This window comes from Burkholderia sp. 4M9327F10, assembly GCF_005503145.1.
Lineage (GTDB): Bacteria > Pseudomonadota > Gammaproteobacteria > Burkholderiales > Burkholderiaceae > Paraburkholderia.
Window position 1 is genome coordinate 1 of the sequence record NZ_SCNV01000015.1, and the last position, 15,451, is coordinate 15,451.

At 59.0% G+C, this 15,451-nt stretch carries 10 protein-coding genes and 1 rRNA gene; 5 read left to right on the plus strand and 6 right to left on the minus strand.

Annotation, left to right across the window (positions count from 1 at the left end):
• From FFS45_RS15905 to FFS45_RS15915, 3 genes are all read right to left on the minus strand, one after another.
• Positions 1-197, minus strand: a 16S ribosomal RNA gene (locus tag FFS45_RS15905); the annotation flags it as partial.
• Between the two features lie 523 nt (positions 198-720).
• Positions 721-2,901: a catalase/peroxidase HPI gene (gene katG / locus FFS45_RS15910; RefSeq protein ID WP_137955608.1), complete on the minus strand. Its 2,181-nt coding sequence runs from the start codon at positions 2,899-2,901 to the stop codon at positions 721-723.
• A 187-nt stretch (positions 2,902-3,088) separates the two neighbouring features.
• Entirely contained in the window at positions 3,089-4,471 is a 1,383-nt protein-coding gene (locus tag FFS45_RS15915) for a cytochrome c peroxidase (protein ID WP_137955609.1), read from the minus strand.
• Between the two features lie 216 nt (positions 4,472-4,687).
• Here FFS45_RS15915 and FFS45_RS15920 point away from each other — a divergent pair, with 216 nt between their 5' ends.
• The 3 genes from FFS45_RS15920 (at position 4,688) to FFS45_RS15930 (ending at position 8,598) form a co-directional block, all read left to right on the plus strand.
• Positions 4,688-6,265, plus strand: a complete 1,578-nt coding sequence (locus FFS45_RS15920) for an acid phosphatase (RefSeq protein ID WP_137955610.1) — start codon at positions 4,688-4,690, stop codon at positions 6,263-6,265.
• Positions 6,266-6,935: 670 nt separating this feature from the next.
• Positions 6,936-7,331, plus strand: coding sequence for a DUF2844 domain-containing protein (locus FFS45_RS15925; RefSeq protein WP_249362814.1), 396 nt, complete (start codon positions 6,936-6,938; stop codon positions 7,329-7,331).
• A 10-nt stretch (positions 7,332-7,341) separates the two neighbouring features.
• Positions 7,342-8,598 carry a DUF3443 domain-containing protein gene (locus FFS45_RS15930; RefSeq protein WP_137955612.1) on the plus strand — a complete coding sequence of 419 codons (1,257 nt, stop codon included), beginning with the start codon at positions 7,342-7,344 and terminating at the stop codon, positions 8,596-8,598.
• 11 nt (positions 8,599-8,609) lie between these two features.
• Here FFS45_RS15930 and FFS45_RS15935 read toward each other — a convergent pair whose 3' ends face one another.
• Entirely contained in the window at positions 8,610-8,864 is a 255-nt protein-coding gene (locus tag FFS45_RS15935; RefSeq protein WP_137955613.1) for a hypothetical protein, read from the minus strand.
• Positions 8,865-9,568: 704 nt separating this feature from the next.
• Between FFS45_RS15935 and FFS45_RS15940 the strand changes: the two genes are divergently transcribed.
• Both FFS45_RS15940 and FFS45_RS15945 read left to right on the plus strand, forming a co-directional pair.
• Positions 9,569-11,857: a YjbH domain-containing protein gene (locus FFS45_RS15940; protein ID WP_249362801.1), complete on the plus strand. Its 2,289-nt coding sequence runs from the start codon at positions 9,569-9,571 to the stop codon at positions 11,855-11,857.
• 19 nt (positions 11,858-11,876) lie between these two features.
• Positions 11,877-12,587, plus strand: a complete 711-nt coding sequence (locus FFS45_RS15945; RefSeq protein ID WP_137955614.1) for a carboxypeptidase regulatory-like domain-containing protein — start codon at positions 11,877-11,879, stop codon at positions 12,585-12,587.
• Between the two features lie 88 nt (positions 12,588-12,675).
• Here the strand turns inward: FFS45_RS15945 and galU are convergent, their stop codons facing one another.
• Both galU and FFS45_RS15955 read right to left on the minus strand, forming a co-directional pair.
• On the minus strand, positions 12,676-13,560 hold the full coding sequence (gene galU, locus FFS45_RS15950; RefSeq protein WP_137955615.1) for a UTP--glucose-1-phosphate uridylyltransferase GalU: 885 nt from the start codon (positions 13,558-13,560) through the stop codon (positions 12,676-12,678).
• Positions 13,561-14,200: 640 nt separating this feature from the next.
• Positions 14,201-15,292 (minus strand): helix-turn-helix domain-containing protein, encoded by a 1,092-nt coding sequence (locus FFS45_RS15955; RefSeq protein WP_249362802.1) that lies wholly within the window; start codon positions 15,290-15,292, stop codon positions 14,201-14,203.
• Positions 15,293-15,451 lie beyond the last annotated feature (159 nt).

Genomic DNA, 15,451 nt, shown 5'->3' on the forward strand with positions numbered 1-15,451 from the left:
CCCCCCTTTCCTCCACAGAGCGTATGCGGTATTAATCCGGCTTTCGCCGGGCTATCCCCCACTCCAGGACACGTTCCGATGTATTACTCACCCGTTCGCCACTCGCCACCAGGATTGCTCCCGTGCTGCCGTTCGACTTGCATGTGTAAGGCATGCCGCCAGCGTTCAATCTGAGCCAGGATCAAACTCTTCAGTTCAATTCCTGTTACTGTTTTCGGTCTCTTCCGAGACCGGTCGCTCACTCAACGTACTGACGATTGATTAACCTGTCCATAAGAACAGGAAAACCTTCCTTTCATTACTGTGTGAGACTTGATACTTTCGCTTGTACGCCAGACCCCGAAGGACCCGGCTCGCGTCGCCATCAAGCGCCCACACTTATCGGCTGTTAATTTTTAAAGATCTTTCGCTCAGAAGCTCTGCTTTCTTCGCGTCCGTCATCAAACGGGAGGCGAATTATGCGATGCCCCCAGGGGGACGTCAAGCGTATTTGTGAAATTATTTTTTGCGGCGCTTTAGCCACTGTTTAGGTCGTCTCGACGGGCACTTGTCAAGAGCTTAAGCAGAAATTTTCTTAAGTCAAGAAAATCAATTTGCAGTCCTACTAATAAATTCTTCAGGCGGATACGAATCTTTGCCATACCGCACAAGCAAAAACGGCCGATCTTGCGATCGGCCGTCTTCTTTCAACGCTAGACCTCTAAGACCGGACCTCCAAGGTCAAGCAAGGTCGTAGCGATCGAGGTTCATCACCTTGCTCCATGCCGCCACAAAGTCATGGACAAACTTCTTCTGCGCATCCGAGCTCCCATAGACCTCCGAGAAAGCTCGCAGCTGCGAGTGCGAGCCGAAGATCAGGTCGACACGCGTACCGGTCCACTTGACTTGACCGGTTGCACGATCGCGGCCCTCAAACACGTCATTGGCATCCGAGACCGGTTTCCACTCCGTGTCCATATCGAGCAGATTGACGAAGAAATCGTTGGTCAGCGCTTCCGGACGCTTGGTAAACACACCGTGCTGAGCCTGTCCGACGTTGGCGTTCAGGACACGCAGGCCGCCCACCAGCGCCGTCATCTCCGGCGCGGTCAGATTCAGCAATTGCGCCTTATCCACCAGCAACGATTCGGCCGATACCGTGTACTTGCCCTTAAGGTAGTTGCGGAAGCCGTCTGCGATCGGTTCGAGCACCGCGAATGCTTCCACATCGGTTTGCGCCTGTGAAGCATCCATACGACCCGGCGCGAACGGCACCGTCACCTCATGACCGGCATTCTTCGCCGCTTTCTCGACACCCGCATCACCCGCCAGTACGATCAGGTCGGCGAGCGAGACCTGCTTGCCGCCGGACTGCGCACCGTTGAACTCACGCTGGATTCCTTCGAGCGTCTCCAGCACCTTCGCCAGTTGAGCCGGTTGATTCGCTTCCCAATCCTTCTGCGGCGCGAGGCGAATGCGAGCACCGTTTGCTCCGCCACGCTTGTCGGAGCCGCGGAACGTGGACGCCGAAGCCCACGCGGTCGAAACCAGTTGCGATACCGACAAACCGGAAGCCAGGATCTTGGCTTTGAGTGCGGCAATGTCCTGCTGATCGATCAATTTATGATTGACCGCCGGAATCGGATCTTGCCAAAGCAGTTCTTCGGCCGGAACTTCCGGGCCGAGATAGCGGGCGCGCGGCCCCATGTCGCGGTGCGTCAGCTTGTACCAGGCCCGAGCAAACGCGTCCGCGAGCTGATCCGGATTTTCGTAGAAACGCCGCGAAATCTTTTCATAGGCAGGATCGAAGCGCAGCGAGAGGTCCGTGGTCAGCATGGAGGGCGCGCGGGACTTTGACCCGTCCTCCGGATCGGGCACCGTGCCCGCACCCGCGTCGCCCTTCGGCTTCCATTGATGCGCACCGGCCGGGCTCTTGGTCAATTCCCATTCGTAGCTGAACAGGTGTTTGAAGAAGTCGTTGCTCCACTTCGTCGGCGTGGTGGTCCAGGTCACTTCCAGACCGCTCGAGATGGCGTCACGGCCTTTGCCGCTGCCATAGCCGCTCTTCCAGCCAAGGCCTTGCTGCTCGATCGGTGCGCCTTCCGGCTCGGCGCCAACCAGAGTTGCATCGCCCGCACCGTGAGTCTTGCCAAACGAGTGGCCGCCGGCGATCAGCGCAACCGTCTCTTCGTCGTTCATTGCCATGCGGGCAAACGTCTCGCGAATATCCCGGGCCGCCTTGAGCGGATCCGGATTACCGTTCGGCCCTTCCGGATTGACGTAAATCAGGCCCATCTGCACGGCACCCAGCGGATTTTCGAGGTTCCGGTCACCGGCGTAGCGCTTGTCGTCGAGCCACTTGGTCTCGGCCCCCCAGTAGACGTCTTCGTCCGGCTCCCAGGAATCCTCACGGCCACCAGCGAAGCCGAAGGTCTTGAACCCCATCGACTCCAGAGCGACGTTGCCGGTCAGGATGATGAGGTCGGCCCAGGAAATCTTGTTGCCGTATTTCTGCTTGACAGGCCAGATCAACCTGCGTGCCTTGTCGAGGCTAACATTGTCGGGCCAACTATTCAGCGGCGCGAAGCGCTGCTGACCGGACCCGGCGCCGCCGCGGCCATCGCCCGTACGGTACGTGCCGGCGCTGTGCCATGCCATGCGAATAAAGAAAGGACCGTAGTGGCCGAAGTCCGCCGGCCACCAGTCCTTTGAGTCGGTCATTACCGCCAGGAGATCCTTCTTTACGGCCGCGAGGTCGAGACTCTTGAATGCTTCAGCGTAGTTGAAGCCCTTGTCCATGGGGTCGGACAAGGACGAATGCTGATGCAGGATTTTCAGGCTTAGTTGATTCGGCCACCAGTCTCGGTTCGACGTGCCGCCACCCGCGGTATGGTTGAACGGGCACTTCGTTTCAGTCGACATGCGTTCTCTCCTTGAGATCGTTTTCACTCAACTACTTGGCTGAGCTTCAACTACTCAAATAAGTTTAGCGTCCGCGAAGCGTCCTTGAGCATTAATTCTTCTAAACGAACTGATAGCAAAGACAGGTGGCAATTCAAGGTGCAGTGCAACAAAAAATACAAGGCCAGCGTGCTGCCGGCCCGTCCGTTCATGAGCCCGCCGGCTTGTAGCCGTCGGTCAGCGTATTCAGGAACGCAACCACATCCTTGATTTCAGCCTCGTCGAGCGCTGGCTTGTCGCCGGGCTTACGATCGAAAGGCGGATCGGTATTCAGGTTGCTCCAGTAACGCTGCGGCAAATCATCGAACTTCTGCACCTTTCCTTTCACGACCGGGTAGAACTTCTCCGGATTCGTATCACGCTCGGCATAAAAGCGCAGCACCTCATCAAGCGAGTGATAGATGCCATTGTGGAAGAAGCTCTTCTTCAACGCGACGTTGCGCAGTGTCGGCGTGCGGAAGATGCCGCAGAATTCGTCGCGTCCTTTCAGATCGGTACGCTCGGGCCCGCAAGCGCCGAGGTCGTAAAAGTGCGGATCGCGATTCACCGGCAGCGCACGGTTGCGCGGCACGCCAATCGCAATCAGGCCGAAATCGCTGAATTGCGGCGGTGCACCGCTCATCGTGCGCTGGCTGATGTGGCAGCTTGCGCAATTGCCCTTCTTTTCGTCATTGAAGACCTGCAGGCCGTGAAGTTCGGCTGCGCTCAGTTGCGCCTTACCCGCCAGATACGCATCGTACTTACTGGTGTACGGATAGAAGATTTCAGGCGTCTGCTCGAAAGTCTCGAGCGCTTGCAGCACGGCCTTGAAGGTGGCGTCGTCACTATCGAAAATGTGCGCACCGAAAGCCGCGCGGAACGCATCAGCGTATGGCGCGGCCTTCACTGCCGCCGTGATCTTCGCCGGCGTGCTGCCCATTTCAAACGACGACAGAAGCGGAATGCGCGCCTGGTCCGAGCCACGGTCGACCCGCCCGTCCCACGTCAAACCGCCGGTCGGCCCGGCATCAATGCTTTCGTCGCCGTCGTCATCCGACTCGTGATAGTGCTCGCTAAACGCCGGCACCGATTGCAGATACTTGAGCGTCGGCGCAGCACGGTGGCCACTGCGGCGCATGTCGCTGCCACCCAACTGCACAGAGAGCGAATTAGCGGGCGAAAACCCGTGCTCCGGACTGTGACACGACACACAGGCCAGCTTGCCCGAACCGGACAGCGACGCATCGAAGAACATCTGCTTGCCGAGCGCGCCCATCTGACGAACCGACTCGTAAACCTGCGCGCGAGTCTGTCCGCCGTCATGTGCAGCCGTCTGCACGACGAAGCCCTCTGTAGGTGCCGCCGCGACCGGCGGCACTGCGGCAGACGAAGCGCCCACGGCGCTGGATACTGCCGGCGCCCCGGCATCGCAAGCCGCCAACGTCATTGCCGCGGCGATTGCCAGTGCCGCTTGAAGCCCGCCTGCCCGGACGCAAAGCCGCACCGCCGGCCAAACCAAGGCTCTTTGAATCCACGTAAGACGAGGCCGCATAGAAATGGTGTGAGGTAGCCATGTTGAAGCCCGCGATAGTATTTCTTATGCGTTACTTATATATGACAATTTCCATACGCGTAGATCTTCGTAGAATGTAATTTGTAATAAATTACATTTTCCTGTCAAATTTGCTCCCCAGAATCTCGCACGCGGCCATTCGAGCAGGTACTGCGCACGGCCCGTCCCCAACGCGAGAGAGAGTGAACACACACAATGGATAAAAGAATGATCTGCGCGATACCTATCGCGATCGCCACGCTAGCGAGCCTTTACGCGTGCGGAGGCAGCGGCGTGACCCAACCGGACATCACGGCCATCAAAACGGTGGTGGTGATTTACGCGGAGAACCGCAGCTTCGACAATCTGTACGGCAACTTTCCTGGCGCCAACGGCCTTTCGAACGTCACGGCCGCCAGCGCGAAACAGGTGGACCGCGACGGCTCCACCCTCGCGACGCTGCCAACCATATGGAACGGTCTGACGCAAACCGGCGTCACGCCCGTCGTAACGCAGGCAATGACCGCCAACTTGCCGAATAGCCCGTTCGCCATCGACGACCCAAACGGTTTCAACACACCGATCAGCGCCACGACGCGCGACCTGTATCACCGGTTCTACGAGAATCAGATGCAAATCGACGGCGGCAAGAACGACAAGTTTGCAGCGTGGGCCGACTCGGGCGGTCTCGTCATGGGCCACTACACGCTCAACGCCAACAAGCTGCCGCTGTGGAAGATCGCCCAGCAATACACGCTGGCCGACAACTTCTTCATGGGTGCGTTTGGCGGCTCGTTCCTGAACCACCAGTGGCTGATCTGTGCGTGCACGCCGACTTACCCGAACGCGAACACGAGTCCGGCATCGGGCTTGATCTCGGCAGTAGAGAGCGACGGCGTGACGCTCAAGGTCGCCACCAATTCGCCGGCCTCCGCGCTGAGTGGACCGCCTAAATATGTCCTCTCAGGCAATCTGACGCCGGATTTCTACGCGATCAACACGATGCAGCCGCCGTATCAGCCGAGCGGCAACAAGGCGGCGACCGGCGGCGACGCGAACCTGGCCGATCCTGGCGCAGCCACCACGCTGCCGCCGCAAACCCAGCAACACATTGGCGATCTGCTGAACAACGCTAATGTTTCCTGGGCGTGGTACGGCGGGGCCTGGGGCGCGGCGGTGTCCGCCGCGCAAAGCGGCACATCGGGTGTGATCTACGGAGCAAACCTGACGGCTCCGAATTTCCAGCCGCACCACCAGCCGTTCAACTACTTCGCCGATCTCGCGCCGGGCACCGCAAACCGGACGCAACACCTGCTCGACGGCGGTCTGGCCGGTTCGGAGTTCATCAAGGCAATCGATGCCGGGACGCTGCCGCAAGTATCGTTCTATAAGCCGCAGGGCAATCTAAATGAGCATGCGGGTTACACCGATGTCGCCTCGGGCGACCAGCATATTGCGGATCTGATCTCGCATCTGCAGAAGAGCCCGCAGTGGAACAACATGCTTGTGGTTGTCACATACGATGAAAATGGCGGCTTCTGGGATCACGTCGCGCCTCCAAAGGGTGACCGTTGGGGCCCCGGCACGCGAATCCCGGCGCTGATCATTTCGCCGTATGCGAAGAAAGGTTACGTCGATCACACGCAGTACGACACGACGTCGATCCTGCGCTTCATCACGCACCGCTTCTCTCTGCCGACGCTGCCGGGTCTCGCGGCACGTGACGCTGCGCTGGCGAGCAATGGCGCTGCGCCGATGGGCGATCTGACGGCTGCGCTGGAGATCAGGCAGTAAGCGGTTCCTGATAGGAACCCAAAAACAGCGGGGGACGCGATGGCTGAAAAGCCATCGCGATCGCTCGACGCAACACCGCTGACTCCTGGGCCCCCTTCCGTCTCAGGATTGCGACGTATTTTTCGGCGCTATACGTCTTACTGATTGTCACTTCCCCGTGCCGGGGATTTTCGCAACCTCCCGCCTAACCCTTGCGCGTCGCACGTGCCGTGACGTTATGGCGTCACTCGGGTCTTCGATCAACACGTATTTTCAGCCAGACCAGGCTTCCGGCGTGTATCGATTGCGAAACGTTGGCGGCAACCCGGCACTCGTCGATCCAACCGCGCATCGAGCATCCTCGCAAATCAAGCGCTCTCACGCACATGGCACGGCCATTGCAATATGGTCCGCACGATCTCACTTTACGCGGCCGCGTGAAGATCTGTGCAAGCCATAGCAGCAGAACCAAAGTTCGCACGCGTGATCACGACAAGGAAATATGTGTGAGAACAGAGGGACACGAAATCTTTCTCTCGACGAACTCTCACATATTTCGCATTCCATATTAATTGCCGAATTTAAGGGAGAGTAACTCTCCATGGCCTTCCTATTCTTCGTCCGCCCGGACAATCTGCTGCGTCATACGGGCATTGCCTGCCTGGTGTTCGTGGCAAGTCATCTGCTTTCGATGCCAGCACATGCAACGTTAGGGCAAAACATCAACACCACCGCCGGCGATCCGTTATGGACGCATGCCGTTACGCACACCGTCAGCCAGCGAGCAGGCTACGTCATGCACCTCATTACGTTCCCGTCAGGCACGGTGGTACGTGAGTATGTGTCACTCAGCGGCATGGTGTTCGGCGTGGCGTGGGAAGGGCCCACCCTCCCGGATTTGAGGACGGCTCTTGGCGCTGCTTTCGATCAATACATTGCGGCCACTGCCACGCGCCGTGCCACGCCACTCGCGGTATCCCAAAGCGATCTGGTGATTGTCTCGACTGGCCATTTACGCGCGTTCGCCGGCCATGCTTATCTTCCTCTGGCTGCGCCCGCCGGCATCGATATCAGCGTTGTCCAATAGCGAGGCGATCATGTGTGACGAACGTTCGTTTCTCACGACCGTGCTTGGGATCTTCGTCGCCCTGCTCCTAACGGCATGCGGCGGCGGGAACAGCTCAGGCGAGGGTTCGTCCAGCGCTTCGACCCCGGCACAGTCGGCCACGAGCAGTTCTCCCTCGCCGTCGCTGTTAGCCTCTAATGCCACAGCGGTCGCGGTCGATTTCGGCGTGGTCGGCGTGCCGAATATGCCTTTCGTTAGTGTCACCGTCTGTGCGCCGGGTACGGCACAGTGCCAAACCATCGATCACGTGCTGGTCGATACCGGCTCGTGGGGGTTGCGCGTGTTCGCGTCGCAACTGCCGTCTTCAGTGACGCTTCCGCAGGAGCAGGATGCCTCGGCTAATCCACTCGCCGAGTGCATGCAGTTCTTCGATGGTTATACGTGGGGTTCGGTGCGGCTCGCGGACGTGCAGATCGGCGACGAAAAAGCGGCCTCGCTGCCGGTCCAGGTGATCGATCCGAACTACAGCGCCGTGCCGTCGGATTGCAGCAGCGTGGGCGCGTCGCGCAATACTCCCGCCGCGCTGGCTGCCAACGGCGTGCTCGGCATTGGCGTGTTCAAGCACGACTGCGGACCAGCCTGCGCGCAGCAGGCGGTGCCGGCAACGTACTACGGTTGTGCAGGAACGACCTGCACGTCGCTCGCGTTGGCCGAGGATCTGCAGGTTGCAAATCCGATCCCCTACTTCGCCACCGATAACAACGGCTCGGTCCTCATGCTGCCGGCGGTAACGGCGAGCGGTGAGCCTTCGCTGACGGGGCAACTGGTATTCGGCATCGGCACGCAGAGCAATAACGGCCTGGGGAGCGCCCAGGTGATCGGCGTCAATTCGACCAACGGGACTTTCTCGACGGTGCAAAACGGCGCAACCTATACAAAAAGCATCATGGACAGCGGCTCGACTGGCCTGTTCTTCCAGACCAGTACACTGCCAACCTGTGCGAGTCCGAACAACGCTTACTACTGTCCGGCATCGCCTGAGCAGTTAAGCGCGTTAATTGAAGGGGTGAACGGCGCCAACGTTGTGGTGTCGTTCGACGTGGGCAATGCGACGACGCTGTCGCAGACCTATGGCGGTGACTCCGTGATGCCGTTGCTCGCCGGACCGGCGTACGTCACCTCGGCCATCTTCGACTGGGGCTTGCCGTTCTTCTACGGCCGCAATATCTACACGGCCGTCGAACAGTGTCCCACACCCGGTGGTACGGGTCCCTATGTCGCGTACTGACACTGTGCTCATCAGCGAAACAAGGCGGCAAAAAGCAAAATGGCGCCGGCCGGAAGCACAATGACAGCCCCCCAACCCATTAGCTTCGCCGCACCTTCCAAGGCAACACCGAGTGTGCTGCTCGCATGTCGGGGGGTGTACTCCGGACCAAACATCCTGTTGAAATGTTCGGTCACGGTCCACACCGCGCAGACGAACTTCAAGAAGACGTAGACAGCAACCCACGCAATACAAAAGGTAAAAAGCGTTGAAGAAGCGATAGTCATACCGGCCCCATGCCGTTCCATTGCTCGTCAGATTCAACCGAGTCGGCGCATTGCCCTGTCGGCACCTGGAATCGATTGCGCCCAGCGCGGAATATCTCATGTTTCATCTTTGGGCGTTTGCCAAAACCGTGAAAGATTCCGCCATCGCGTGAAGAGAGAAACCAGAAAAGAATCCCCTCCCGGCGAACTGTAGTCGCCAACTTCAGGTCGCATTCCGACACTCGATGGCGGAATACTTAATCGTTCTATAGGATCGATTTCATCGACTAGAAGTCCTCAATAAGAACCCGCATATTGCAACAGCCTATCGAGGTAGTGCGGCATCAAAAGATAGTAAAGCAGCGACGAGTGACACGCGCCGCCTGAGCCCTTTCTATAGGAAGTGCCGGGTACCCGACGCGCGGCAGGCATGGGATGCACCGGCCCAATCAGTGAGGCGCAGCGTTTCAACTTCCGGACCGCGTAGCCGCCGGACGAGCGGGAACCGTCGTGGCCGCTCCCTCTTCCATAGCGTCAATCAGGTCATCGCGACAACGCTCACATGCGTCCCGTTGAGGTGCGGCAAAGCGCATTCAACGGAGCGCTGGAACGAACCAGCTCATCACCAAAAGGGATCCAGCACATTGGACGTCAATCGACCGCGATTCGCCCCACAAGCGCTGACACTGGGCGCTGCATTGGCATTTTCCACTTCGGCGCATGCAGTGGATCCCGCGCTAAACTCGCTGGGTCAGGCAGGCGGGTTGGTTATTCCTTATGCATTCGCACTACCCGAGGGAGTGGGCGAAGCCCAATACAACAACTACATCGACCCGCGATACGGTAATCAGGCGACAGGCTCCCAGATCTACTGGGGGGCGTTCGGGCTCTTGCCGTACGTGGAGCTATCCGGCGGGCTGGCAAACTATCCGGGCAACGTACCGGCGCCATACGCGGGCGCGGACCACACCATTCTTCGTCACTTGATGGCCGACGTTAAGGTGGAGGTACCGCAGTTCTTCAAATATCAGCCGGCCATTGCATTCGGCATGACCGATATCGGCGGCCAGACACATTTCTTTCGCTCGAAATACGGTGAGGTGTCACAGCCCGTCGGGCCACTCAACCTGACAATCGGCTATGGCCAGGGCGATCGGCTTGACGGCGTGTTTGGCGGGGTTCAGCTATCCCTTTGGCATACGGGACTATCGCTCCTGGCAGAAGACGACTCGAAGACGCCCTATGCAGGTCTGCGTTATCAGTCACCCCGCATTAGCTGGTTAGCCGACGCCAACATAATCGGCACCGTGACGCGCGCGCTTAAATCCACAGACGGTGTATCGCCGCGTACATCGATCTCGGTGGGAATCCAGATACCGTTCGGCAAGCGGTTTAGCCCACAACGCTGCGCTGGTGGCCTGTGCGACAACGCCAACGTTCAGGCGCAACCGACTTCAACCGGCACAGGCACGGTTGAAACGATCCCACTGCGTAGCCTGCCGCCACTACACCCGGCGGTAACGGCAGCGCAACCGGGTGACATGGCCGAACAACGGGTTTCATTCGTGTCGCCGCTGCAATCTGATGCGTCAATCGTCGTAGCTGATGATGCATCCGCGGTACCCGTTGAGCGTGCGCCGGCCGCCTCCGGCTCGCTGGATGCAGCGGCACTCGATCTGATCGCCGCGCAACTGTTTGCAGCAGGCCTCGAACGTGTACGCGTCGGTGTCACCGGACACGACCTGGTGGTCGAATACGAGAACCACCGGTACAACCAGAACGAAGCTGACGCACTTGGCATCGTACTGGGCGTGGCGAGCGTCAATGCGCCGCATGGCATCGAGCGAATCCATGCGGTCATGAAGAAGAACAATCAGGCGCTTGCCGATATTGCTGTCGATCGCACAGCGTATGCGCAATTCCTCACTGGAGGATCACCCGCAGCGGCAAGCGCATCGATGACGATGCGAACGCAACCGCGCTATGACGCGAACTCGATTGCATGGCACGGCAACGAGGGGTACCACGGTCTCGTGCGCCTCCAGATCTCTCCGATTACCAACTATCTATACGGCACGGAGTACGGCAACTTCGACATTTCTGTAGGCGCGATCGTAGCGGGATTCGTTCCGCTATGGCGCGGCGCCGAACTATACGCAAGCTATATTGCGCCGCTGTACAACACGAAAAACATGGACGAAGGCCAGGTGTTCAGTCAGTACCGTCTGCGCGGCGGGCTGTACGCCGCGGCCCTGACGCAAAGTTTCTGGGTCATGCCGCAGGTCCTGAACGTGGCAGCGGTGGGCAAATTCGAATACGACTACGTTGGCATCGAAAACGAAACCACCGTATTCGTCCCCGGCCGTCCCGACATGGTTCGCCTGCGTCTCGCGTATCTGCATCATGAGCCGGGGCAGGATGCGTTGCCGCACGAAACCAACGCGATGCTCACTTACAGATGGGTACAGCCGGCGTGGAAGCTGTGGATAGAGGCCGGCGTGGCCCGTTATGTCGGCGGCGACAAGGGGCCGCTCATCACCTTTACGCGCTGGTTCGACGATGTATCGATCAGCGTGTCGGGCGAGCATAGCGGCCGGGGCAGCTTTGCGGGCGCCGCCATCAGCTTCCCGCTCACACCGCGTCAAGGCATGAAGCCAGGTATCGCTCAGGTTTACGGGGCCGAACAGTTTGCGTTGGACTTCCGTACGCGCGTGGGTTCGATCAACTACCTGACGCCTGGTGCAGCCCAAAACCTCACCTTCCCGTACAGCACCGACCAGGATCTCCTGAACCAGGGACGCTTCAGCGCCGCCTATTTTTCGACGCAGCTATACCGGATGCGCGACGCGTACGACCGCTATGCCAAGCCTGGCGGCGACCCGTCGAAGCCGGATCTTCATGCCGGGCCGCCCGATCCTGCTGCCGCAATCGGCGTGGTCCCATCAGCTATCTACAAAGCCAGTTTGCTGGACCTGAAAAAAACGCAGGCACAACCGCTTGCCAATTGTGAGTGACTTTCTTTCGGAGAGAACTATGAAGCTACTTGACACGCGCGTGTGGCGCACGCTGCAATTTGGATCGATCGCACTTGCAAGCGGCGCGTTGGTCGCATGCGGGGGAGGCGGCAGTTCCCCCAATGGGACCATCCAGGGGACAGTGGCAATCGGCGCCGCAGTAGCGAATGCGACCATCCAGATGAGCTGCAAGAACGGCTCCGGCAGCGCGACTACCAATTCAAACGGAGCCTATTCGGATTCGTTCAAATTCGACGGGCCGTGCCTCCTGACTGCAACCAGCGGCTCGACCGTGCTCAATTCGTTTGCCTCCGGTCCCGGAACCTACAACATCACGTCCCTCACGCAGTTGCTGTTGAGCTACCTCGCCGGACAGCTCGGCACGACACTAAGTGGTTTGCTGGCCGGCATCACGACCAACACGACCTACCAGAATGCGCTGACGAATAGCACGGTGATCGCCAACGCGGAAAACGCAGTCGCACAGCTAATAAAGAGTACGTACGGTGTGACGCTGTCTACCAACGCGTTCTTGACCGTGTCGTTCACACCGGGTCAGCCAGGCGCCGATGCGGATCTCGACGCCCTGCTTGCCGCAGGAGCCATTACGAGTGATGGCCAGCCCGCCGCATCGCTGGCAAGCGCAGCCGTCACCGCGGGAGCCGCAGCGCCGATTTCAGCTGGCGGCTCAGGGACCTCGACCGGCGGAACAGGCGGAAGCGGGACCTAGCCCCACCTCTCGGATGTCTGCCTGCCGTCCCAGGGACGCGCAGGCGGGCATCCGATGCGGCCTCGATGCGCAGCGGTGAACCCATCGGTCAGACGGGCTGCCGCACGGCAAGGTGCTCTTCGAGGTAGGTCCGGAAACCAGCGCTAACTTCCGGGTGACGCAGCGCAAACTCCACGGTCGCTTTCAGGTAACCGAGCTTGCTGCCGCAGTCGAAACGCGTGCCGTGATACTTGTACGCCAGCACCTGCTCGTCGGCGAGCAGCGACTGGATTGCGTCGGTCAACTGCAGTTCGCCGCCGGCGCCCGGCTTCAGCGCGCGCAGATGTTCGAAAATGCGCGGCTTGAGCACATAGCGGCCCACCACGCCCAGGTTCGACGGCGCCACTTCCGGCGCAGGCTTCTCGACGATGCCCGACAATTTGACGATCGACTCTTCCCATTCCCTGCCGTCGACGATGCCGTAGGACTTCGTTTCCGACGGTGGGATCTCTTCGACGCCGATCACCGAGCTGTGATAGTGGTCGAACACCTCGACCATCTGTGCCAGCACGGGCGGCGTGCCGTACAGCAGGTCGTCCGCGAGGATCACGGCAAACGGGTTGTCGCCCACCAGCTTTTCGGCGCACATCACCGCGTGACCGAGGCCGAGCGCCTCGGGCTGGCGCACGTAGAAACAATCCACATGGCTCGGCTTGATGCTGCGCACGAGTTCCAGCAGCTTGTCCTTGCCGCGCGCTTCGAGCTCAGCCTCGATCTCGTACGACTTGTCGAAGTGATCCTCGATGGCGCGCTTGCTGCGGCCCGTGACGAAGATCATTTCGGTGATGCCGGCCGCCATCGCCTCTTCCACCGCGTACTGGATCAGCGGCTTGTCCACGACAGGCAGCATTTCCTTCGGGCTCGCCTTGGTGGCGGGGAGGAACCGGGTGCCAAGACCTGCTACCGGAAAAACTGCCTTGGTGACTTTTAGCATGAGAGCTCTCAGGGGTTGATGAATTCAGTGCGGACGTCCAGTGCCGAGCTAACGTCGCCGGGCGCTTAGGGCTCGTCCGTCTCGATCACAGCCATGCCCTGGCACAGGGGCATTAAAAAAAATGCCCGCTCTCCCGAAGGGGAACAGGCTCAAATTCCGAGGTACTTCTTCTGCTCGCCGTTCGGACCACGAACATTTGCCAATCCGTCAGACGACCAGTCAACAGGATAAGACAGCCCAAAGCACCCCAAAAGCGAGTGGCGGAAACGTTCGCTATTTTGGCAGTGCCGCGGACTGCAGGATTGCATCCGCCTCACTATTGTTGAAATTTCCTGCCTTCTTTCCGATATACACGCATGCCGGCATGTTCGAATTTCACGATTTTTTGAAGCCGCAATCGTTTGCGCATCGCGATCCATGCAGCATTTATTTGCTTCATTAATTTAAAATTTAACGGCGCACCACGAAAATATTGTCGCACCCTATATATGACAATCTTATTTTTTAATCATGTTTAAAGAAAAGGCAGGACACCTTGCGCAAGAAGATGATGGACTCGAATAGAGCTCATTTCATTTACAGCGGATTTACAATTCCCGGTCTTGGGATGACCGAATTTCACCATTGACGGAGCAATCCGTTATGACGGTGCATGTGCAAGGCGTTTGCTGGCGCGGTACTCAGTCGGCGTTGTCGAAAGATGTTTACGGAAGAGCTTCGACAGCCAGCCACCTCCGCCGAGGCCGCAACGGCGCGCGATCTTGTCGACCGGCAGATCGGTCTCTACGAGCAGGCGGCAGCACATGTCAAGCCGCACATAAGACAGATACTCGGAGGGCGTGACGCCCATTTCAATCTTGAAGCGGCGCAGGAAGTTTCGCTCACTCATGGCCGCAACCTGCGCGGCCTCATCAATGGCAATCGACCGGTCCCCGTTTGCCTCCAGCCAGCGGGCCGATGCCTGGATCTTTTCGCTCACGTAAGCGGACGCGTTCTCACGAATCGTCGCGGTAAATCGCGCCCGTTGAGGCCGGGGCAAAACGTACTCCGCGATCTGGCGGGCAATTTCGGGGCCGAGATCCTCCTCCACCAGCGCCAATGCGCTTTGCAACGGACTCGGGAAAGCCGTGGAGACGCCCATATCGGGGGCACAGTATTGGTGAATTTCCGCAGCGCGACCGCCTGGGCGCTGGGTAGTCCCGGCACGCCCGAATCCGGCGGCTTCCAGCAGCAGACGCCCTTCGCCGATCGGCACCAGCAACTCGCTGCGCGGACATTCACGACGCAGCCAGGTCGTCAGGCGCTCGTCGCGCACCGCACTGCGCACCCCACCGCCGCCGCTGATAAATAGTGCATGGAAGCCGCTCAGATGGCGCCGCTCCTCGACTCCATCGGTCCAGACAAACACAGAGGACGAACTGTCGACCCGTCCGCCGGCCGCAAACAGGAGACAAACCTTGTAACGTGCCTGACCACCCAGAGACGGGTCTACGCTAGTAAGCGCATTTGCCGATTGGAAAATTTCCAGGACTGCGGCTGCTTCTGGCAACGCAAAGCCGCTGAACAAAACTATTCCAATGTTTTTCACGGTCCGCGCGGCTTGCAAAACACCCAGCAGCTCCGCGCCTTTCCTCTGAACCGCCTCAAAGCACCCCATCATTTGAATCCCCGGAAATTTAGTTGGCCCTCCAGCCTCTTTAGAGCCAGATTTATTGATGAAGTCATCGTACAAAACAATCCTTCTCACCATTATCTGGTGGCGGAATCCGCCAACATGTTGGCGGATTCTATCAACGCCACAAGCTTAAGAAACTGAACATACTGCTCAATCCGTATTTCTGAAATTTTTACAACGTTGGAATAATTTGAAAGTTACACAGGGGAATTACAA